This window comes from Rahnella sp. 2050 (assembly GCF_040544515.1).
Taxonomy (GTDB): domain Bacteria; phylum Pseudomonadota; class Gammaproteobacteria; order Enterobacterales; family Enterobacteriaceae; genus Rahnella; species Rahnella aceris.
In genome coordinates this window covers 811,333-833,360 of the sequence record NZ_JBEPKE010000002.1, presented here as the reverse complement: position 1 = coordinate 833,360, position 22,028 = coordinate 811,333, and the positions used below count along the sequence as shown (strand labels likewise).

Here is a 22,028-nt window from a genome sequence, read left to right as displayed (position 1 = left end):
GGCTACAGAGTTCGGTTTCCCGCGCGCGCGGAGAACCTTTGCATAATCATAATGATGAAAGGGAGTATTTATGGCGGGTGGTAGTCTTCTGGCCTTAATCGATGATATCGCATCGATTCTTGATGATGTGGCGGCAATGAGTAAAGTCGCTGCAAAAAAAACAGCCAGCGTGCTGGGTGATGATCTGGCGCTGAATGCACAACAGGTCACGGGAGTGAAAGCCGATCGCGAATTGCCGATCGTCTGGGCCGTTGCCAAAGGCTCGATGATCAACAAAGCCATTCTGGTTCCGCTGGCCTTACTGATCAGTGCGTTTATTCCCTGGGCCATCACCCCGTTGCTGATGATTGGCGGTGCCTATCTGTGCTACGAGGGTTTCGAAAAAATCGCCCATAAACTGATGCCGGGCGGGCATCATGAAGAAGAAAAACCGGCAGCCGCCGAAATAAAAAATGAAACAGAGGCTAAAACGCACGAAAAAGATAAGGTCAAAGGCGCGGTGCGCACCGACTTTATTCTTTCGGCTGAAATCATCGTAATCTCGCTGGGTATTGTTTCATCGGCGCCGTTCCTTAATCAGGTTACCGTGATGGTGCTGATTGCGGTGGCAATGACTATCGGGGTTTACGGGCTGGTCGGTGCGATAGTCAAAATTGACGACGCAGGTTTGTACCTGAGCAAGCTTGCCGGTGAAAGCAGCATCATGAAAGGTGTACGCGCCTTTGGCCGCGGCATCGTGAATCTCGCCCCCTGGCTGATGAAAATGCTTTCTGTCGTCGGCACCATCGCCATGTTCCTGGTCGGCGGCAGTATCATCAGCCACGGTCTGCCATTTATGCACAGCCTGATTGAGCCTCTGACGCACGGGCACGAAAGCTGGGTGAATACACTGATTACCGGTGCCACTGATTTAGTGGTGGGCCTGATTGTCGGTGCCGCCGTGCTGGCGCTGGTGATGACTGGACAGAAGGTGTTCGGTAAAAAATCATAATGCAGAAACATTGCGCCCTTCCTTATGCCGGAGGGCGCAATTCACCGCTATTCCCTTCAGTTCTTCGACGCCACCAGCATCATGATATCGCTGGTGAATGTGCCGTCAGGCTGGATCTCAAAATGTTTTACCACGTCGTCAGACATCTTTTTTTGCAGCTCGCGGATAGCGACGGCGAAATGTTCAGGCGTGCGCATGCGGGCGATCCAACTGGTGAACTCCAGCGGCAAACGATCTGTCGTCACTTCACGCGCAACCAGCCCGGCTTCAGCCACCATGTTCAGCCATTCGCCTGGTGAATAGTTGCAAACATGCGAGGTGTCGCGCAGCACTTCCACGGTTTGCAGATAAATATTCAGCAACGGATGCCCCGGCGACACCACATCCATCATGATAAATTTCCCGCCCGGCTTCAGCACACGCGCCACTTCACGCAGCGCCTGCCCGACATCATGCCAGTGGTGCGCGGAATAGCGGCTGATAATCACATCCGCGCTGCGGTCGTCGAACGGCAGCGATTCCGCCACGCCCTGTTGCACGGTGATATTCGTCAGTTGCTTATCCCGCGCAGCCTGTGCAACCACGTCCAGCATCTGTGACGACAAATCGTAAGCAATCACATTTTTAACCACACCTGCTGCGACAAAGCTGGCGTGCCCTGCCCCACAACCCAGATCAATGACCCGCGCCTCGTTATAGGGTGCCAGCAACCCCGCCAGACGGTGTAAATCAGCGCCCTGCGAGTGAACCGCACTGGTCAGATAATCCTGAGCCTGTGAACCAAACTGCTTATCTACGGCCTGACTGTGAGTATTTTTTGTGTTCATCATTGCTCCTGTCTGTCTTGTTTTTGTAATAAGAATGCGGGTTTCAAATGACCTCAAAATCACTATAGGCATTGTTCTATACGGGTACAATATGAGCGTTTATACTGGTATCAATTACACCCTGTTTAAGTGAATATTATGATTGATAACGCAGAGTCGCTCAGCGGACCGAAAGCGCTGGGCACGTTTTTACGGACTCACCGCGAACGCGTGACGCCGGAAATGGTCGGGCTTCCCGGTTCACCACGCCGCAGAACCAGCGGTTTGCGCCGCGAAGAACTGGCACAAATCAGCGGGATCAGCGCAACGTGGTATACGTGGATTGAACAGGGGCGCGATGTGTCCATTTCCGCTGCGACCCTTGACAGCCTGGCCAAAGCGCTGCGCATGGAACCTGCGGCACGAGAGTATTTATTCAGTCTGGCGTCGGTGAAAGATCCGCAGGTATTACCCTCTTCCGGCGCACCGGACGCCAGCCTGAAAGAGTGTGTCAGTCAGTTCGCCTGCCCCGGTTATCTGCTCGACAGTAGCTGGAATGTACTGGCGTGGAATCCGCAAGCGGAGGCGTTGTTCAGTGGCTGGCTGGGGGTTGATGAACACCCTAATTTGCTGGATTTTATGTTCCTGCATCCGCTGGCACGCCAGTTGGTCACAAACTGGCCGGAACGCGCCAAACGTGTAGTGGCGGAGTTTCGTGCCGAGACCAGCCATTACGCCCATTCTGAAACAGTCCGTCAGTCGGTAATCAGCCTGCGCGATCGCAGTCACGAGTTCAATCAGTGGTGGTCGCAGCAGGAAGTGCTGGCGCGTGAAGGCGGTGAACGCCGTTTTCATCATCCGCTTCAGGGCGAAATCTGTTACCGGCAACAGACATTTTTCCCTGCCGGATATGCAGAATGTAAGCTGGTGATTCTGGTGCCGGAAGCGTAAAAAACGAGGGTGGCCAGCTTGCTGTTTTTTCTCGTTTAACTGGCGTTTTCACCAATTGACATACAGATGCCGGATATGTGAGGCTGATTTTTTTGGTTTCCTAAAATAATTGGTTTCCTCCATGACAGGATAATGCCCATGATGACTCGCCAGATCTATCAGGATGAAGAATTCGAAATTCGTGTAGCGACCGAACTTGAGGCCGTCACGCATTTAGCGGCGGTTAAAGCCTCCGTGAAGGAAATTGGCGCATGGGAATCCTGGTGTACGGATAAATATTCGCTTGAAGACAGCCGGAAATATCTGGCCGACAGCGAGCAGAAACGCCATCGCGGCGCAGAATTCAATTTCTGTGTATTTGAGCGCTCAGGCGGTAATCTGATTGGCAGTGTGGGCATCAACCGCATCACGCCGGAGTATAAATTCGCCAATCTCGGTTACTGGATCCGCACCGGTTATACCGGCCGCGGACTGGCGACGCTGGCAGCCAGATCGGCGGCGCGCTTTGCGTTTACCGAGCTGGAGCTGACCCGTCTGGAAATCGTGGTAATGGAAGGCAATGACCACAGCCGACGGGTGGCGGAAAAAACGGGCGCGATATCAGAAGGTCTGCACCGCAACCGGCTTTATTATCACGGCCAGCCGCGTGACGCCTGGATGTATTCCCTGATCCCGGGCGATCTCTGAGACTGGTTTCACAAAAAGATAAGGCAACAGAACATGACTTTTTCTACCCATACCGTATCTACCGACTGGCTGGCGAAGAATCTGAACTCACCGGACGTGGTCATTATCGATTGTCGTAAATCCAAACCGGGCATTACACCGCCCCTAGATTTCCACGCAAAATATCTCGAAGCGCATATTCCCAATGCGATTTATGTGGAAGTCGACAGCATCTCTGATTGCACGACCGGCCTGCCACACATGATGCCGACAGCGGAAGAATTCGCTGCGTCGATGAGCCGTTTAGGCGTGGCCGATACGCAAACCATCGTCCTTTATGACGAAGGCGATTTATTCTCCGCGCCACGCGTGTGGTGGATGCTGACCAGTTTCGGAGCCAAAAGCGTACGCGTGCTGGATGGCGGTCTGAACGCATGGATTGCCGAAGGTAAGCCGGCGCAAAGTGGCGAGCACACCCGCGTGCCCACGACGTTCAACGCCGGACTGGTGCGTCCGGTGGTCGTGAGCGCAGAACAGGTCAAAGATGCCATCGGTAACGTGCAGATTATCGACGCCCGTTCACTGGCGCGTTTCAAAGCCGAGGCACCGGAACCGCGTCCCGGGCTGCACGGCGGTCATATTCCCGGCAGCCTGAGTGTTCCGTTTACCGAATTGACGCAGGACGGACACCTGAAATCGCCGCAGGATCTGAAGGCAACGTTTGAGCGTCTGGGTGTGGATCTGAATAAACCGGTGATCACCAGTTGCGGATCCGGCGTGACGGCCGCCGCACTGGCATTTGGGCTGGATTCTCTGGGTGTTAAAGACGTGCTGCTGTATGACGGTTCGTGGGCTGAATGGGGCGATATTAACGAAGATTTTCCGATCGAAACGCACTGATCCCATGATGCAGGAAAACGACAACCGGGCACCGTGCCCGGTTTTTTTATGTCGTTTTTTGCAATGCAGGCATCAGCTCACTGACGCCAAACGCCTGAGCTAATGCTTTCATCTGGCTGATGACGCGGTAAGCCTGCCGCGGCACTTCGGTAAATCCTTCAATAAGTAAGGGATGACTGATCGGTTCATCCACGATGTCATGTAACGCCTGCCGCAAAATTGCCAGATCCTCCGCAGAGGTCTCCCGAGAAGTAATCAACGGTAAACCCGGTACAGCGGCCGTTTGTCCGATCACCGCCAGCCCGCTGAGGGAGCGGGGTTCGCTACGGCGCAGGAGTTCCAGCGTCACGCAGTCAATTGCCGCGAGGTCGGCGAGATTCTGCTGAACGTAATGAAGCGATTCACGGTGGCTGCCGGTCGCCGTCGCCCGCGAGAAAAATGCTCCGTCTTGGGCCAGCGGCGCGACCAGTGCACGCAGGCTGTTATAACCTGACTGGGAGTCGGTGCTGTTAAACGCCAGCCGCCGGTGACGGAAACCGGCCAGATGCAATCCGGCATCCTCCTCACGCGCCAGCAAAAAACTACGGTAACGGAAACCGTCGCAACCGGGGGCGTGATAACTGAATGTGCCTACCAGCTGAACCTGCGGCAAGCTTTCCATCAGCGGGAAACCGCAGGTCTGGCTGAGCAGTAAATCCGGCGCCTGCCAGTGTGAGAATAAATCCTGCGGCCAGTTAAGCCTGTCCGGCGTGGAGGCGAGGCCAAGTTGCCTGAGTTTTTGGCGTAACACTCCGGCGAACGCTTCCACATCAGCGGGAGAAACCGCGTACATCGGCAAAGACATCAGCATCATCTGGCCACTCCGTCAGGGGGTATCCTGCTGATAATCATAGTCGCCTGGCACGGATTGCGCCGGAGATTTCCCGGCGGCAAAAGGATGAGCTTCGACGTCAACGGGTGTCTGCGTATGGTCACGGAACCACTGGCGATAGCCGTGCACCACAAAACCCCCGCTGCGCTGAATATAGGCTTCGCGGTCAGAGACATAGATCTGGCGCAGCGCATACCATGGCACGCCGGGTAAATCGTGATGCACCAGATGATAATTCAGATTCAGAAACAGTAAACGCCACAAAAAACCGGCTTCATTCAGCGTTGATCTGGCCTGCGGCGCATGCTCTGCGCGATGCTCAAAGAAAGAACGAACTTTGGTCAGACTGAGTGCCGGATAACTTACTGCGAAAATAAAATACAGCGGCGACAGCCCGCATTGCGCCATCCCGCTGAACACAACCACCAGCAATGCGCCATGTATCAGCCACATCCCCACTGTGCGCCACTCACCGCGCAACACGGCTATCAGCGCACCGGTCAGCGTACTGACGATATCCAGTAACGGGCCAATGAGCATTCTTCCCGGCAAGGTATTGCGCAGACGGACAACGGCCTTCATGGCGGGCGACAGACTTTCCCAACTGGCGCGGCTGAAATAATAGGCTTCAGGATCATCGCCGGGCAGCGTCAGATGTTCATTGCGGTGATGTTGCAGATGCGTGTCGCGATACAGGCCATAGGGATACCAGACCGCCAGCGGCAGCGTGCCAATCAGCTGATTCAGCCAGGGTTTGCGGGTCGGATGCCCGTGGATGAGTTCATGTTGCAGCGACATATACCAGGTCGTGAACCAGATAAGCACAGGCGTTGCGAGCCATGGCCCGAGATTATTCCAGAAATACACTGCCGCAAACCAGCCGCTGTAAACCGAGACAATCAGTAGCCAGGTGGGGATTTCCCGCCGCCACCAGAAATGGTGCGAACGGAGGGTGATTTTGGCCCGCTGACGGGCGCTGAGGTAAAACGAAGAGGATGCCATAATGTGCCAGAGTCAGGGAACCTGACACATTATCGGGTAACGAATGGATGCCGCTAACTAACTTAAATCACTATCTATTGCCAGCTAGCGGCTAACAGACTCAGCCCTTCATATCTTTTTGCAGTGCCTGAGTAAATTGTTCCATCGGGCAGAAGCCCTGTTTGTCGGCGGTACATCCTTCAATGTGCAGCGTCACACGTTCCGGCGGATTTTTCAGACTCAGCGCCACATTGTTGCGGATCTGACGGGCGGTCGGATAAACGTATTCAATTTTCATCAGATCCTTATCCGCTTTCTTGTCATGCCAGCGCTGGAAGACCACCGTGCCGCTGATAGGCGTCCGCTCGTACTGCCCCGGCAACTGATAATCCTGCGTTTTCAGTGCGGCCAGCAAGGAAGCGATATTCGAATCGTGCCCGACCAGCACCGCCAGTTTTGCCTGTTGCGCGGCTTTCTGATCGGCGGTTGACGCCAGTTTCGGGTCCAGCGCACCGGCAATAAAGGTCAGCAATGGTTTAGCCGCGTTGGCAGCAATCGCCGGCGAGCCGAAAAGTGTTTCGTGATACAGATTTTTGATGGTTTCCAGCTTTGTCCATTGGTCTGGCGTATCAATTTTACCCCAGGCAACATCTTTCATCGGGAAACCTTCGTAGTACTGCAACATGAACGCATCGGTCGCCCCGGTGGCCATACGCAGCGGCCCGGTAATGCCCGGTTCTTTGCCCTGTGTCAGCACCACGTCTGACGGCTGCGAAGCCAGATCGCACTGCTGTTTCTCTTTACAGATTTTACTGTTTTTATAATCGAGGATGCTTTCCAGCAACTGATAGTTCGGCTTGAGACGCTGATTCAATCCCGTCAGACCGCCCTCACCCGCGTGCTGATTAATGGAATTCAGGGCGCTGGTTTTGAAGGTATCGTTCACTTCTGCGGTAATAATCGGGTTAAACACCGGATCCATCTTGCCGATTTCTACGCGGTTAAGCACCGCGACATCGCAGCCGGGAAAAGCGCCGGTGGTGAAGTGTTTCGCGGTATCAATGGTGCGCGGCAAACTGTTGGCGTAGGTAAAGACCTGCGCATTTTCAGGGCATCCGGCGGCAGGCAGCAGTTTGTCTTTCGCCAGCCAGGCACGGAAATAATGCCCCATATGTTCGGAAACCTGACCGCCTTTCGGTGTCAGCAAACCGCCTTCGGTTTTCCATACCGGCCAGGTGTGTGTTGTCGATTCGGCCAGCACATCGCCATAATTGACCAACGGGGCGCGGATACCGTGCCGGCTAAGCACCAGAACCTGTTGCAGTTCTAAATTATCGGACTGGGCGGCCTGAGCGACGGGCAACGTGAGAGGTAAAACGCAGGCAAGTGCAGACAATGCAAAATAACGGGATGCTTTTTTCACGAGTGATCCTCTTGATGAAGTGTTTTGTAGATTCCCTGAAAACAAAAAACACCGCAGAAGCCAACAGATTGATTCCTGCGGTGAATTTTTAGCATAGTGGAATATTCATCAGAAGTGGGGGATCAGGTTCACAACCTGTGTCCGGGCTTTGTACAGTCACAAAAAACGCATCAGAACTGATAACGCAGCCACGCAAAGAACACATTGCCGTTATTGTAGGTTCCCGGAATATACGTCGCCTGGAAGGTCAGTTTGTTATAGCCGACAGAAGCCAGCGGTAAAACAATCGGGATAGGAATATATTCATAATCGTCACGCGCCGTCACCGCCGCGGTATACCCCAGCCCTAAGCGAAAGTTTTTATCTTCTGCTGGCGTCCATATTTTTTCCCAGCCGTAACCGCCGATGGGTTCCCATTTATTGTGGGAATCTTTAAACGCCATAAAATAAATGCCATTCCAGTTACCCTTTTCATCATATCTGGAAATACCATAGCCTCCCCCCCACGGACGTTCGTTGTATTTATCGGTTTTCTCTTTATCGTAGGTCAGACGGTTATGCCAGGTGATTACCGGCAGATACAAATCCTGTGCATCAGAATCATTCCAGGTCGTTGATACTTTATCGGTGAAGTCTGACCACACGTTCGCAGCCAGCGATTTGTACTGAATGGTATCGGGATCGCTGACGGGGTTAGTACCACTATTATTAGCTGATGCTGACGCACTCACACTGATGGCGCCAAAAAAAATGATTTCCCTGATAACGTTTCTAATATTAACGATATGCATTTATTGTTTTAACTCCATGTTGAAGCTCTATCATAACTCCATCATGAATGAAGAATATAAACACGGATAAAACAAAAATACTGTAAATCGTTAATCATCTGAATTTTAAGAAAATGGTTTTCCAATTATCAGATTTTTCCTGAAACCAATACAACATTTCTTACACTCACAAACATTACTTTAAAGACTATTCCTATTAAATTTGCAAACGCAGCCAGCCAAAAAGTACATTCCCCTTAGAATTTGTACCGGGAATATAGGTAGCCTGGAAAGTCAGTCTCGAGTACCCGACAGACACCAGCGGCAGGACTAACGGGAAGGGGACGTAATCATAATTATCCCGCGCCGAAACAGCGGTTATATACCCTGCCCCCAGACGAAATTCTTTATCATCCAGTGGCTGCCATATTTTTTCATAAGCGTAACCGGCCACAGGCTCCCATTTATTAAAGGAGTCTTTAAAGGCCATTGCATAAATCCCGTGCCAGTTTCCTTTTTCATCATAACGTGAAATACCATAACCGCCGCCCCACGGATGTTCATTATACCCATCAATTTGTTTTTGACTGTGTGTATGTCGGTTATGACGCGTTAATACAGGCAGAAAGAGATCCTGCTGCTGAGGTGCCATCCATGTTTCAGCAACATTATTTTTATAGGAATCCCATAAGCCTTTATCATTTTCTTGCGAGGAAACATTCTGCTGCTGAGAATTAATAACATTATCTTGCGCCTTAACATTAATTGAAAGCAATAATGAAAAGGTTAAAAATGCAAAAGCGAATGCTGCGCGATAATTCACGGAATATAAATTTTTCATTGGCGTTAAAGCCCTGTTGAGTTGACCGGGGCAGTATATAACGACAAACACATATAAATAGTTAATCATTAATTAAGCAATGATAAACCACATGAATATAATAAAGTTATTTCATTATAAAACAATGCATTAGAAATTTATGGTCGCGTGTAAACTGAAATTTTCTTTTACACAGAGCCGCTTTGGCTGAAGTTTACTTCTTTGCCGGATACCCGGATACAAAAAATCCGCAGGCTTTCGCACTGCGGATTTTTATTACTGAGGCTTATTAAGCATCAACCAAGCTGTTTACGCGCATTACGGAACATGCGCATCCACGGGCTGTCTTCGCCCCACTCTTCCGGATGCCAGGAGTTGCTGACCGTGCGGAAAACACGCTCCGGGTGCGGCATCATTACAGTGACGCGGCCTGACAGGTTAGTGACCGCGGTTATCCCGTTCGGGGAGCCGTTAGGGTTCGCCGGATAGTTTTCGGTCGCATGACCGTTATTATCCACAAAGCGCAGCGCCACCAGATTGCTGTGCTCGATTTGCGCCAGATGCGCGGCGTCACGGACTTCCACGTGTCCTTCGCCGTGGGAAACCGCGATTGGCATACGTGAACCGGCCATGCCCTGCATAAACATCGACGGGCTGGCCGTCACTTCCACCAGGCTGAAACGCGCTTCGAAGCGGTCAGACAGGTTACGCACGAAGCGTGGCCAATGCTCTGCGCCCGGGATCAGCTCTTTGAGGTTAGACATCATCTGACAACCGTTACACACGCCCAGTGCCAGCGTCTGCGGACGGTGGAAGAATTCTTCAAACTCTTCGCGCACGCGGTCGTTGAACAGGACGGATTTCGCCCAGCCTTCACCCGCACCCAGCACGTCACCGTAAGAGAATCCACCGCACGCTACCAGCGTGTGGAAATCCTGTAAATCACGGCGACCGGCCAGCAGGTCACTCATATGCACGTCAACCGCATCGAAACCGGCACGGTGGAAAGCAGCAGCCATTTCAACGTGTGAGTTCACACCCTGCTCGCGAAGAACGGCGACTTTCGGACGCGCACCTTTGGCGATGTATGGCGCGGCTACGTCTTCATCCGGAGCGAAAGTCAGTTTGACGTTCAGACCCGGATCGAGATCGTTGGTTTTCGCCTGATGTTCCTGATCGGCACATTCAGGGTTATCGCGCAGGCGCTGCATCTGCCAGGTGGTTTCTGCCCACCAGGTGCGCAGCGTGGTACGGCTTTCGCTGTACACCGGCTTACTGCCGGAAGTGATGATGAAGCGATCGCCGGTTTCCACGGTACCGAGGTAATGCGTGCAATCCGCCAGACCAAAATCAGCCAGGGTTTTTTCCACCGCTTCACGGTCTGATGCACGAACCTGGATCACGGCGCCCAGTTCTTCGTTGAACAACGCAGCCAGCACATCGTTGCCCAGCGCAGCAATATCTGCAGTCAGGCCGCAATGCCCGGCAAAGGCCATTTCAGCCAGCGTCACCAGCAAACCACCGTCGGAACGGTCATGGTAGGCCAGCAATTTCTGTTCAGATACCAGCGCCTGCATGGCGTTGAAGAAGCCACCCAGTTGCTCTGCGCTGCGAACGTCAGCAGGCGTGTTACCGAGCTGGCGGTAAACCTGTGCCAGCGCTGTCGCGCCCAGTGCGTTATGACCTGCCCCCAGATCCACCAACAGCAATGCGGTGTCACCCTGGTCGGTGCGCAGTTGCGGCGTCACGGTATGGCGGACGTCTTCGACACGGGCAAACGCGGTGATTACCAGCGACAGCGGAGACGTCATCTCGCGTTGTTCGTTACCTTCCTGCCAGCGGGTTTTCATCGACATGGAGTCTTTGCCCACCGGAATAGTAATACCCAGCGCCGGACACAGTTCTTCGCCCACCGCTTTTACAGCCGCGTATAAACCGGCATCTTCGCCCGGGTGACCGGCCGCAGACATCCAGTTAGCAGAAAGCTTAACGCGTTTCAGGCTGCCGATTTCCACCGCAGCAATATTCGTGAGCGCTTCACCAACGGCCATGCGACCAGAGGCAGCGAAGTCCAGCAAGGCAACCGGAGCGCGTTCGCCCAGTGACATCGCTTCGCCGTGGTAGCTGTCGAGGCTGGCGGTGGTGACTGCGCAGTCGGCTACCGGGATCTGCCACGGGCCGACCATCTGGTCGCGCGCGACCATGCCGGTGACGGTGCGGTCGCCGATGGTGATCAGGAAGGTTTTCTCAGCAACAGCTGGCAAATGCAGAACGCGATTTACCGCTTCCGCAATCTGGATGTTTTCCGCATTCAGGTCGTCACCTTTCGCTTTCAATGTGGTGACGTCGCGGGTCATTTTTGGCGTTTTACCCAGCAGGACATCCAGCGGCATATCAATTGGCTGGTTGTCGAAATGGCTGTCTTTCAGAGAAAGATGCATTTCTTCGGTGGCTTCACCGATGACCGCGTAAGGTGCTCGTTCACGCTGGCAAATCGCATCGAACTGTTCAAGCTGCGCCGGAGACACCGCCAGCACATAACGTTCCTGTGATTCGTTACACCAGACTTCCAGCGGGCTCATGCCCGGTTCGTCGTTCAGGATGTCACGAAGCTGGAAACGCCCGCCACGGTTGCCATCGCTGACCAGTTCCGGCATGGCGTTAGATAAACCGCCGGCACCGACATCATGGATAAATAAAATCGGGTTGGCTTCGCCCAGTTGCCAGCAGCGGTCGATCACTTCCTGACAACGGCGTTCCATTTCCGGGTTGTCGCGCTGTACGGAAGCAAAATCCAGATCGGCATCAGACTGGCCGGAAGCCATAGAAGACGCCGCGCCGCCACCCAGACCGATATTCATCGCCGGGCCGCCAAGTACAATCAGTTTCGCGCCAACCGTGATTTCACCTTTCTGCACGTGATCGGCACGGATGTTGCCGATACCGCCCGCCAGCATGATCGGTTTGTGATAACCGCGCAGTTCAGGGCCGTTGTGACTATTGACGTTTTCTTCGTAAGTACGGAAGTAGCCCAGCAACGCCGGACGACCGAATTCGTTGTTAAATGCTGCGCCGCCCAGCGGGCCATCGGTCATGATATCCAGCGCGGTAACGATACGATCCGGCTTACCAAAATCTTCTTCCCACGGCTGTTCAAAACCAGGAATACGCAGGTTTGACACGGAGAAACCGACCAGACCGGCTTTCGGTTTCGCGCCGCGACCGGTTGCACCTTCGTCACGGATTTCACCGCCGGAACCTGTGGCCGCACCTGGCCACGGAGAGATCGCCGTCGGGTGGTTATGGGTTTCGACCTTCATCAGGATATGCGCCTGCTCCTGATGGAAATCGTACAGACCGTCTTTCGCATCGGCGTAGAAGCGACCGACCTGCGAACCTTCCATCACGGCGGCGTTATCTTTATACGCGGACAGCACGTGATCGGGAGTGTGTTCGAACGTGTTCTTGATCATCTTAAACAGGGATTTCGGCTGCGTTTCGCCGTCGATAATCCAGTCTGCGTTGAAGATTTTGTGACGGCAGTGTTCTGAGTTTGCCTGTGCGAACATATACAGTTCGATGTCCGTCGGGTTGCGCCCCAACGACGTAAAGGCATCCATCAGATAATCAATTTCGTCCTGAGCCAGTGCCAGACCTAATTTGGTGTTGGCGGCTTCCAGAGCGCCACGGCCAACGCCCAGGATATCCACATGCTGCACCGGGGCCGGCTGATGCTGCGCAAACAGCGCGCTGGCGTCTTCCAGATGACCAAAGACAGTTTCCATCATGCGGTCATGCAGTAATGCGCCCAGTTCATTCCACTGTGGTTCGGTCAGTTGCGGCGCCTGTACATAAAATGCCAGACCGCGTTCCAGACGCACAACCTGCGACAAGCCGCAATTGTGTGCAATATCGGTAGCTTTGGAAGACCACGGAGAAATGGTGCCAGGGCGCGGGGTAACCAGCAGTAAACGACCAGAAGGAGCGTGTTCAGCGAGAGAAGGACCGTATTTCAGGAGGCGTTGTAACTTGGTTTGTTCGTCCGAACTCAGCGGCGCGCTGACATCGGCAAAATGTACATATTCGGCGTAGATATCGCTGACCGGAAGACGGGCTTCCTGACAACGGGACAACAATTTGTTAATGCGAAAAGCCGACAAAGCGGGCGAACCACGCAGTATTTCCATAATCACAGATCTCTCGTCTTCGAAGACACTGACCACAGTGCTTCTTTGGGCGCAACAGGGGGAAAACGCGGGCTATTATAAAGAAAGCTGACGCCCGACGAAACCGTTTGCGCAGGGAAACTTGATATTCATTTATAGCCCCACATATTTTACGGATATCATGAATAAAGTTGCAGACTGCCGTTTTGTTGAGCAAAATGCGTCAGCACTGGGGATATAGCCATACTAACTGCACAGCATAGCGTAAAAAAACAAGAGCGCCGCAGCGAGATAACTATTTGACGCGACTAAAAATTAATTATGTTCTGATGGGGATCGCCGCCCTGTTACTGGCGCTGGCTTTATGGCCGGCAGTCCCGTGGCACAGAGGTGAAGGCGACCAACTGGATCAAATAAAATCCCGTGGAGAATTGCGCGTAAGCACGCTCAATTCTCCACTGACTTTTATGAACTCCCCGGAAGGCAATCTCGGTTTCGATTACGAACTGGCTAAACGCTTTGCAGATTATCTGGGCGTGCAGCTGGTCGTGACACAGCACACCACGATTGAGAGCATGTTCGACGATCTGGATCATGATAATACTGACATGCTGGCTTCCGGTCTGGTGTACAACAATGAGCGGCTGAAAAACTACCGTGCTGGCCCGGAATACTATTCCGTTTCCCAGCAACTGGTTTACCGGCAGGGATCAGTGCGCCCGAAAAGCTTCGCAGACATCAAAGGCTCGCTGGTGGTGTCTGCTGGCAGCGCGCATATCGCCACACTGGAAGCCGCCAGCAAAAAGTATCCCGACCTCGCATGGACCACGACCGATAAGATGTCACCACGCGATCTGTTGCAGCAAGTCGAGAACGGTAAACTTGATTATACGCTGGGCGATTCGGTGACCATCGCCCTGATGCAGCGTGTTTATCCGCGTCTTGCGGTGGCTTTTGATGCGACTGACGACGAACCTGTGACCTGGTACTACCGCAAACAACCTGATGACGATAGCCTTTCTGCCGCCATGCTGGACTTTTTCAGCCAGATTTCAGAAGACGGCACCCTGGAAAAGCTGGAAGAGAAATATCTCGGGCACGTGGGCGATTTTGATTACGTTGATACCCGGACTTTCCTCAATGCCATCGACAGTACGCTGCCGGATTTACAGCCGCTGTTCGAAAAGTATGCCGGGAATATTGACTGGCGTTTACTGGCGGCTATCGCCTATCAGGAGTCCCACTGGGATCCGCAGGCAAAATCCCCGACCGGTGTACGGGGTGTGATGATGCTGACCCGCGCTACCGCTGGCGGATTGAATGTCGACGACCGCACGGATGCCGAACAAAGCATCCGTGGCGGTGCCCAGTATCTGTCGCATCTGATGGATAAAATGCCGGAATCTGTTCCGCAGGATGAACGGATCTGGTTTGCGCTGGCAGCCTATAACATGGGTTACGGCCATATGCTGGATGCCCGCAAACTGACGGCGCAACAGAAAGCCAATCCGGACAGCTGGGCAGATGTGAAACAGCGTCTGCCGATGCTGAATCAGAAACGCTTCTTTAGCCGGACGACTTACGGTTATGCACGCGGTACACAGGCATATAACTATGTGGAGAATATCCGTCGTTATCAGCTGAGTCTGGTGGGATATCTGATGGAAAAGGAAAAACAGCAGGCACAGAAAGCGGCCTTGCAGGCTCAGTTAGGTCAGGGATATCCGGTGGTGAATGCGCAGGAAGCGCTGGCACCGTAAGACTGGCAGGCCTGTTTCTCAGGCCTGATCATCTGCCGCATCACCGGCCTGCGCGGCACGCTCTGCCAGTCGCAGCGCTTTTTTCTGGCTGCGGCGAAAACGAAAAAATGCACTCAGTTGTTCCGAACACGCTTCTGCCAGCACACCCGCCGTAATCTCCACCTGATGATTCATGCCCGGATGGCGCAATACATCGAGCAAAGAGCCCGCTGCGCCGGTTTTGGCATCAGCGGCACCATACACCACGCGACGGATCCGGCTGTGGATCATCGCCCCCGCGCACATAACACAAGGTTCCAGCGTAACGTACAATGTGGCATTGAGCAGACGATAATTTTGCACGGCGTTGCCGCCCTGACGTAATGCCATGATTTCGGCATGCGCTGTCGGATCATGATGGCCGATAGACCGGTTCCAGCCTTCACCAATCACCTGATTGTCTAAAACCAGTACCGCCCCCACAGGCACTTCACCCTCATCCTGCGCTTTCAGCGCCAGATTCATAGCATGTCGCATCCAGTGTTCATCATCATTTATTACTGCCAACTCTGCGTCTGCCACTTCAACCTCAATCATTTTTTACCGGCAGACATTTTATCTGAATTTTGCGCTGGCGGTTATTCCAGTTGCTGTAACTCGCCCTGTTTACTGACGCGAAAACGATGCTCACAAAAGAACAACAACGGATTGTCCTGTTTGCTGTCGCTGTATCCGCTGTAAAGTTTAAGCGGTGAGCCAATGCGGCTTTCGAGTTGCACGACTTTCTCTTCACCCAGACAACGCAAGGGCAGCACCCATCCGCCTTTGCCACGGGCGATCCGGCTGCCGACCAGACGAACCTGCGGCAAAAACAGGGACGTATTATAGACCTGCTGCACCAGATTTTCCGGCGACCCGGTGATCAGCCAAACTTCGGTATCCTCGCTGTCGAGATATTCACGCAGCCTGCGCTGCACCACCGGAAACTCCACCACTTTCTCGCGAAACGCAGCGACAAATTGCAGCTCCAGTGCTTTCAGACGCGCTTCACCGTGGCCGAAAGTAATCGACCACAGTAACAGGCTCATGGGCCAGCGCGCGGCGCGCCCGTGAATAAACAGTCCGATTCCCACCAGCGGCAGAACCGGCACGACTAAAATCAGATTCTGCGGCATCCGCCTGAGCAAAAACCGCAGAAAGCTACCGAACATATCCTGCTGGTGCAGGGTGCCATCAAGATCAAAAAAGACCACCCGCCGATCAGGCTTCTTACTCAATCCGCTACTCCTCGGGATCGTTGAACCCCATCAACCAGGTAAAAATAAAACCAGCCAATACCGTAATGACTAAACCCGTCAGATACAACATCACTTTGCCGGAAATAATGGTCAGCGCCAGCGGCAGCCCGGAAATACCAAACGTGATAACTGTCGCGACTTTCCAGTAACAGATTAGCGCACCACCGACGGCTCCGCCCAGACACGCACCAATAAAAGGGCGGCCGAGCGGCAGCGTAACACCGAATATCAGCGGTTCACCGATGCCGAGAATGCCCACCGGTAGCGCCCCTTTAATCACTTTTTTCAGCCGCGGGTTTCGGGTTTTAATATAAACTGCGATTGCCGCTCCCACCTGCCCCACACCGGCCATGGCTAAAATCGGCAGCAGCGGATTAGAACCATGTGCCTGGATCAGCTCAACGTGGATCGGCACCAGCCCCTGATGCAGACCGGATAACACCAGCGGCAGAAATGTCCCTGCCAGCACCGCGCCCACCAGTAATCCGCCTTTATCAATAGCGATATTAACGCCATGCGCGATGCCGTCAGAGATATAGCCACCGATCGGCTGAAGGATGACAATCGCCAGTGTCGCAGTGATAAGTGTAGTAATCAGTGGATTGAGGATCAGTTCGACCGACTCCGGCAGCCACTGACGCAACCTTTTCTCCAGCCAGCACATCAGCGCAACGACCAGCAATACTGCGATCACACCGCCGCGACCGGGCTGTAAAGCTTCACCAAACAGGGTAATTTGCGCCAGTGCAGGGCTGGAGAGAATCCCCGCCATTACGCCGCCCATGGCCTGAGAACCGCCGAAAACGCGCGCCGCATTCACGCCAACTAAAATATTCATGATGGCAAACACAGCGCCACCAAAAATCGCCAGCAAGCCAAGCACATTAGGATAATCAAGGGCAATGGAACCGGCGATATCCGGCCGCTTGAGCAGATTGATAATGCCCATAATCAACCCCGAGGCGATAAATGCCGGGATCAGCGGGATAAATACATCAGCCAGTTTGCGCAGCGCCTCACTCATCGGCGCAGAGTATTTTGTTTTGGCGCTGGCTTTATTGCGGGCAATCTCGCTTTCATCACCTGGCGAACTCACCGTCCCGGCAGGATTAAGCAACAGACGCATCGCATCCACCACTTTTGCCGCCGCGCCAGGGCCGACAATGAACTGATGCTGGTCACCCTGCTTCAGGTAACCTTTGATACCTTCAAGCGTTTTCAGGCTGGTCAGATCCAGCCGATTATCGTCGTGCACTTCCACACGCACGCGGGTCATGCAGTTTTCCAGTTTGCTGATATTCCGTTCGCCGCCGACACCCTGCAGAATCTGGGAAGCCAGCCGCTGCGTTTTATCCATTGCCATCGCCATGCTCAACTCCTTGAGGTTAATCAGCCAGTGCGGCGCGCAGGAATCCGTTATGTTGCACCAGTCGTGCTTTCGCCTGTGATGCATCAATACCAGCCAGTAGCATGAGAATAGCCGGTTTAACGTCAAAATCAGTCTGAGACAGCGCCAGCTCAGCATCATGGCGTGCCGCGCCCGTGGCCTCGACAACGATCCGGCAGGCACGATCGACCAGTTTGACGTTGGTCGCTTTCACGTCGACCATCAGGTTCTGATAAACCTTGCCACTTTTGACCATCGCCCCGGTTGAAATCATATTCAGCACCAGCTTCTGCGCCGTGCCGGATTTCAAACGCGTTGAACCGGTCAGTGCTTCCGGCCCTACAACCGGAGAAATCGCGATGCTGGCTTCGCGCGCAATCGGAGAATCCGGGTTACAGGAAATCGCTACTGTGGCGCAGCCCATTTCTGTGGCATAGCGCAAAGCGCCAATGACATAAGGCGTACGTCCGCTCGCAGCTAATCCGACAACGGTGTCCTGAGCCTTCAGATTCAGATTCTTTAAATCTTCAACACCCAGCGCTTCGCTGTCTTCTGCCCCTTCCACCGCTTTAAGCAGCGCGCCCGGCCCACCGGCAATTAACCCGACAACCATGCCGTGCGGAACGCCAAACGTCGGCGGGCATTCAGACGCATCAAGAACGCCGAGGCGGCCACTGGTACCGGCACCGAGATAAATCAGACGCCCGCCAGCCTGAAATGACGCAGCGGCTTTATCGATAGCCAAGGCAATCTGCGGCAGAACCTTGTTGATGGCTTCCGGCACTTTGCGGTCTTCCTGATTAAAACAGGCCACCAGTTCCAGCGTAGACATCTCATCTAAATTCATCGTATCCGGATTTCGGCTTTCTGAAACCAGTGCCCCTAAATTAAGATCTGTGTTCATGCTTCTCTCCTGAATTTTTAATTCAAATTTATTACTCAATATTTGAATATATTATTCATCAATGCGAGGAATATTTGCTATTTTAGATAACATAATCCGTAAAATGTGATGCAAGTATTCAGACACACCGGGATAAATCCTCCATGAGTTGTATGATCCGTATCCGCCAGCTTTATCCGACGCTGGCGCAAAATGACCGAAAACTGGCTGATTTTCTACTGGCTCAGCCGGAGAAAGCGCGTCATATGAGTTCGCAGAAACTGGCTGAAATAGCGGGTGTCAGCCAGTCTGGCGTGGTGAAATTTGCCCAAAAACTTGGCTATAAAGGCTTCCCCGCGCTGAAACTCGCAATGAGTGAATCCCTGGCATCACCGGAAAACAGTGAGCCGGTGACGGTGCATAATCAGATTTTAAGCACCGACAGCCTGCATGTTGTGGGGGAGAAATTACTGGCAGAGAAACAGTCGGCGCTTCGCGCAACACTGGATATTAACAGCGAACCGCGTCTGCAAATTGCGTTGTCGATGCTCACCGGTGCCCGAAAAATTGTGCTGAGCGGTATTGGCGCATCCGGATTAGTGGCGAAGGATCTGGCGTATAAGTTGCTGAAAATCGGGGTCACGGCCATTGCCGAATCCGATACTCATGTCCTGGTTGCTACCGTGCAGGCGCTGTCGAAAGAAGATTTATTGCTGGCGATTTCCTTCAGCGGTGAACGGAACGAAATCAATCTCGCGGCAAAAGTCGCCCGCGAGAGTGGTGCAAAGGTCCTGGCCATTACCGGTTTTTCACCCAATACCCTGCAACAACAGGCAGACCATTGTTTGTATACAGTGGCAGAATTACCTGCGACCCGCGGCGCAGCGCTCTCGGCCACCACGGCGCAATATTCCCTGACTGATTTGCTGTTTGTCGCGCTGGTTCAACAGGATACAGCGCACGCGCCGGAGAGGATCCGCCACAGCGAAGAACTGGTGAAAAAGCTGATTTGATCAGGATCATTGGGGGCGTGGAAAGGCATGAATGCAGAACCTACACCAGCGCAATTCTGCTATACTGCGCGCCCTGATTATTGACCTGTTTATTGAACATAAGAGAAAACGTCATGGCCCTGCTGATCACACACAAATGCATTAATTGCGATATGTGCGAACCGGAGTGCCCGAATCAGGCGATCTCGATGGGCAATGAGATTTACGAAATTGACAGCGATCGGTGTACGGAATGCGTCGGACATTATGATAAACCAACCTGTCAGAGCGTCTGCCCGATCGACAATACCATCATCATCAATCCGCAACACACCGAAACCAACGAACAGCTTTGGGATAAATTTGTGGCATTGCATCACACGCTGTAATCACGCCGTGATGCAATGCCAAAAATAAGTAGTATTAGTTTTCTATGATTACAGTGGCACAGGCATAACGCCTTTCATCCGCCAGGGTAACATGAACCGATTTCACACCCATCTCGGCCGCCATTTCCGCCGCGCGGGCATGGAAAACCAGACCTGGTTTCCCCAGCACATCATTGACGACTTCAAATTGCTCAAACGCCAGACCGTTGCGGATACCGGTTCCCAGCGCTTTAGCCGCGGCTTCCTTGACAGCAAACCGCTTCGCCAGAAATCGGACCGGTTGCTGATGTTGCTCATAAACCGCCCATTCATTCGCGCACAAAATACGCTTCGCCAGACGGTCGCCACTGCGTTCAATCACCGCTTCGATACGGGAAATTTCAACGATATCCGTACCTAAACCTAAAATACTCATTACCGGCGCGCTTCCCGCATCAGGTTTTTCATTTCACGTACTGCACAAGATAATCCGTCGATAACAGCCTGACCGATAATCGCATGGCCGATATTCAGCTCATGCATTTCAGGCAATGCGGCGATCGGCTGCACGTTGTGGTATGTCAGACCGTGGCCGGCATTCACTTTCAGACCTTTACCGGCTGCATATGCCGCGCCCTGTTTAATGCGCTCCAGCTCGGCCTGACGTTCAAGGTCAGTTTTCGCTTCAGCATAAGCACCGGTATGAATTTCGATATAAGGCGCCCCCACAGCAACAGCAGCATCAATCTGGCGCATATCCGGGTCGATAAACAGGGAAACCAGTATGCCCGCTTCGCTGAGACGGCTGACTGCAACGGTCATTTTATCCAACTGACCAGCCACATCCAGCCCCCCTTCGGTCGTCACTTCTTCGCGTTTTTCCGGCACCAGACAGCAGAAATGCGGTAAAACTTCACAGGCAATACCGACCATTTCATCGGTGACAGCCATTTCGAGGTTCATGCGGGTTTGGATAGTCTGACGCAGGAGGCGTACGTCGCGATCGGTGATATGACGGCGATCTTCACGCAGGTGGACGGTGATCCCATCAGCACCAGCCTGCTCAGCGATAAATGCCGCCTGAACCGGATCAGGGTAAGCCGTACCGCGTGCATTACGCAGTGTCGCAATGTGATCAATATTAACGCCCAACAGCAACTCAGCCATAACAGCTCCAGATTTAAGAATGAATTGATTTATGAATGGAACAAAAAGCTAATTTCTGCAGTTTACACCCTTGAGAGTGGCGGCGTGTAGCCCGGAGTCCGAATTAGCTGGAAGAATTGTCAGAAGGTGAGACAGGTTTTTTGACCTGAAACTGGCGGAAGAGCTCGCGGCTTTTCAGGGGTTTGCCGCCAAGATAAGGTTTCAGCGCCATACGGGTAAAACGCTTGGCAGCCCGCAGCGTTGAGACATCCGGGAATTCACGGCTGGCCAGTGCTTTCAAATCTCTGCCGGTGAAACTGGAATTATCAATCACCAGACTGGCGATAAAACCTTTTTCTTCACGGTAACGGTACGTCATGGTGTCACTGACTTCTTCACCGCTGCCTGCGCAATGCAGGAAATCCACGCCGTAACCCAGATGATGTAAAAGAGAGAGTTCGAACTGACGCAACGCATACTCAGGAGAACCGCTGGCACTGGCGAGATTTTGCAGACAATTGAGATAATCGAAGAACAACGAAGAGTAATTAGCTTCCTGCTCAAGCACCCGAGAAACGAGTTCATTGACGTACAGACCGCTGTAAAGCATCAGACCAGAAAGGGGAAGTGCCAGGGAGACCGGTTCAGCATTACGCAAGGTTTTCACTTCGCCCCGCCCGCTCCAGCGAACCAGTAAAGGCGTAAAAGGCTGCAGGCAGCCTTTTAAATTGGACCGGCGACCACGCGCACCTTTAGCCAGTATGCGAACCCGCCCTTGTCCCTCAGTGAACAGATCCAGCATTAAGCTGGTTTCACTGTAAGGTCGCCCATGCAAAACAAATGCGCGTTGCCAGCCTTCCATAGGCGCGG

Annotated in this window: 21 protein-coding genes; 7 read left to right on the top strand and 14 right to left on the bottom strand. The window is 53.2% G+C overall.

Annotation, left to right across the window (positions count from 1 at the left end):
- Positions 1 to 70 precede the first annotated feature (70 nt).
- A complete protein-coding gene (locus ABIC79_RS11115) occupies positions 71 to 991 on the top strand; it encodes a DUF808 domain-containing protein (RefSeq protein ID WP_013576697.1) in 921 nt (306 codons plus the stop codon).
- Positions 992 to 1,047: 56 nt separating this feature from the next.
- Here ABIC79_RS11115 and ABIC79_RS11110 read toward each other — a convergent pair whose 3' ends face one another.
- Complete coding sequence (locus ABIC79_RS11110) at positions 1,048 to 1,818, bottom strand: class I SAM-dependent methyltransferase (protein ID WP_013576698.1); 771 nt, start codon at positions 1,816 to 1,818, stop codon at positions 1,048 to 1,050.
- Positions 1,819 to 1,956: 138 nt separating this feature from the next.
- Here ABIC79_RS11110 and ABIC79_RS11105 point away from each other — a divergent pair, with 138 nt between their 5' ends.
- The 3 genes from ABIC79_RS11105 to sseA all read left to right on the top strand — a co-directional run bounded on the left by ABIC79_RS11105 (position 1,957) and on the right by sseA (position 4,314).
- Entirely contained in the window at positions 1,957 to 2,748 is a 792-nt protein-coding gene (locus tag ABIC79_RS11105) for a helix-turn-helix transcriptional regulator (RefSeq protein ID WP_119261903.1), read from the top strand.
- Positions 2,749 to 2,886: 138 nt separating this feature from the next.
- Positions 2,887 to 3,435 (top strand): GNAT family N-acetyltransferase, encoded by a 549-nt coding sequence (locus tag ABIC79_RS11100; RefSeq protein WP_112151736.1) that lies wholly within the window; start codon positions 2,887 to 2,889, stop codon positions 3,433 to 3,435.
- A 33-nt stretch (positions 3,436 to 3,468) separates the two neighbouring features.
- Positions 3,469 to 4,314: a 3-mercaptopyruvate sulfurtransferase gene (sseA, locus tag ABIC79_RS11095; RefSeq protein WP_119261904.1), complete on the top strand. Its 846-nt coding sequence runs from the start codon at positions 3,469 to 3,471 to the stop codon at positions 4,312 to 4,314.
- Positions 4,315 to 4,360: 46 nt separating this feature from the next.
- Here sseA and ABIC79_RS11090 read toward each other — a convergent pair whose 3' ends face one another.
- The 6 genes from ABIC79_RS11090 to purL form a co-directional block, all read right to left on the bottom strand.
- Positions 4,361 to 5,167 (bottom strand): phosphate/phosphite/phosphonate ABC transporter substrate-binding protein, encoded by an 807-nt coding sequence (locus tag ABIC79_RS11090; protein ID WP_223510300.1) that lies wholly within the window; start codon positions 5,165 to 5,167, stop codon positions 4,361 to 4,363.
- A 12-nt stretch (positions 5,168 to 5,179) separates the two neighbouring features.
- Positions 5,180 to 6,187, bottom strand: a complete 1,008-nt coding sequence (locus ABIC79_RS11085; protein ID WP_354567140.1) for a fatty acid desaturase — start codon at positions 6,185 to 6,187, stop codon at positions 5,180 to 5,182.
- A gap of 100 nt (positions 6,188 to 6,287) precedes the next feature.
- The gene (gene agp / locus ABIC79_RS11080) at positions 6,288 to 7,589 is read right to left on the bottom strand and encodes a bifunctional glucose-1-phosphatase/inositol phosphatase (protein ID WP_015690317.1); all 1,302 of its coding nucleotides are present in this window, start codon (positions 7,587 to 7,589) and stop codon (positions 6,288 to 6,290) included.
- Positions 7,590 to 7,759: 170 nt separating this feature from the next.
- Positions 7,760 to 8,380, bottom strand: a complete 621-nt coding sequence (pagP, locus tag ABIC79_RS11075) for a lipid IV(A) palmitoyltransferase PagP (protein ID WP_013576705.1) — start codon at positions 8,378 to 8,380, stop codon at positions 7,760 to 7,762.
- A 196-nt stretch (positions 8,381 to 8,576) separates the two neighbouring features.
- Complete coding sequence (gene pagP, locus ABIC79_RS11070) at positions 8,577 to 9,200, bottom strand: lipid IV(A) palmitoyltransferase PagP (protein WP_037036764.1); 624 nt, start codon at positions 9,198 to 9,200, stop codon at positions 8,577 to 8,579.
- Positions 9,201 to 9,475: 275 nt separating this feature from the next.
- Positions 9,476 to 13,369 carry a phosphoribosylformylglycinamidine synthase gene (gene purL / locus ABIC79_RS11065; protein ID WP_183065365.1) on the bottom strand — a complete coding sequence of 1,298 codons (3,894 nt, stop codon included), beginning with the start codon at positions 13,367 to 13,369 and terminating at the stop codon, positions 9,476 to 9,478.
- A 275-nt stretch (positions 13,370 to 13,644) separates the two neighbouring features.
- On the opposite strand from purL, the gene mltF reads away from it, so the two are divergent.
- Positions 13,645 to 15,105 carry a membrane-bound lytic murein transglycosylase MltF gene (mltF, locus tag ABIC79_RS11060; RefSeq protein ID WP_013576708.1) on the top strand — a complete coding sequence of 487 codons (1,461 nt, stop codon included), beginning with the start codon at positions 13,645 to 13,647 and terminating at the stop codon, positions 15,103 to 15,105.
- A gap of 18 nt (positions 15,106 to 15,123) precedes the next feature.
- On the opposite strand, the gene tadA is transcribed toward mltF, so the two are convergent.
- The 4 genes from tadA to murQ are packed head-to-tail and all read right to left on the bottom strand — an operon-like array spanning position 15,124 to position 18,673.
- Positions 15,124 to 15,681: a tRNA adenosine(34) deaminase TadA gene (gene tadA / locus ABIC79_RS11055; RefSeq protein WP_112197066.1), complete on the bottom strand. Its 558-nt coding sequence runs from the start codon at positions 15,679 to 15,681 to the stop codon at positions 15,124 to 15,126.
- 41 nt (positions 15,682 to 15,722) lie between these two features.
- Complete coding sequence (gene yfhb, locus ABIC79_RS11050) at positions 15,723 to 16,361, bottom strand: phosphatidylglycerophosphatase C (protein WP_119261907.1); 639 nt, start codon at positions 16,359 to 16,361, stop codon at positions 15,723 to 15,725.
- Between the two features lie 4 nt (positions 16,362 to 16,365).
- A complete protein-coding gene (locus ABIC79_RS11045; RefSeq protein ID WP_121019804.1) occupies positions 16,366 to 17,739 on the bottom strand; it encodes a PTS transporter subunit EIIC in 1,374 nt (457 codons plus the stop codon).
- 28 nt (positions 17,740 to 17,767) lie between these two features.
- Entirely contained in the window at positions 17,768 to 18,673 is a 906-nt protein-coding gene (murQ, locus tag ABIC79_RS11040) for an N-acetylmuramic acid 6-phosphate etherase (protein WP_013576712.1), read from the bottom strand.
- A gap of 143 nt (positions 18,674 to 18,816) precedes the next feature.
- On the opposite strand from murQ, the gene ABIC79_RS11035 reads away from it, so the two are divergent.
- Positions 18,817 to 19,665, top strand: coding sequence for a MurR/RpiR family transcriptional regulator (locus tag ABIC79_RS11035; RefSeq protein WP_037036757.1), 849 nt, complete (start codon positions 18,817 to 18,819; stop codon positions 19,663 to 19,665).
- Positions 19,666 to 19,778: 113 nt separating this feature from the next.
- On the top strand, positions 19,779 to 20,033 hold the full coding sequence (locus ABIC79_RS11030) for a YfhL family 4Fe-4S dicluster ferredoxin (protein ID WP_013576714.1): 255 nt from the start codon (positions 19,779 to 19,781) through the stop codon (positions 20,031 to 20,033).
- A 34-nt stretch (positions 20,034 to 20,067) separates the two neighbouring features.
- Here ABIC79_RS11030 and acpS read toward each other — a convergent pair whose 3' ends face one another.
- The 3 genes from acpS to recO all read right to left on the bottom strand — a co-directional run bounded on the left by acpS (position 20,068) and on the right by recO (position 22,020).
- Entirely contained in the window at positions 20,068 to 20,448 is a 381-nt protein-coding gene (acpS, locus tag ABIC79_RS11025; protein ID WP_013576715.1) for a holo-ACP synthase, read from the bottom strand.
- Positions 20,448 to 21,179 (bottom strand): pyridoxine 5'-phosphate synthase, encoded by a 732-nt coding sequence (pdxJ, locus tag ABIC79_RS11020; protein WP_013576716.1) that lies wholly within the window; start codon positions 21,177 to 21,179, stop codon positions 20,448 to 20,450. The genes acpS and pdxJ overlap by 1 nt, the downstream gene beginning before the upstream one ends.
- 103 nt (positions 21,180 to 21,282) lie before the next feature.
- Entirely contained in the window at positions 21,283 to 22,020 is a 738-nt protein-coding gene (gene recO / locus ABIC79_RS11015; RefSeq protein ID WP_013576717.1) for a DNA repair protein RecO, read from the bottom strand.
- Positions 22,021 to 22,028 lie beyond the last annotated feature (8 nt).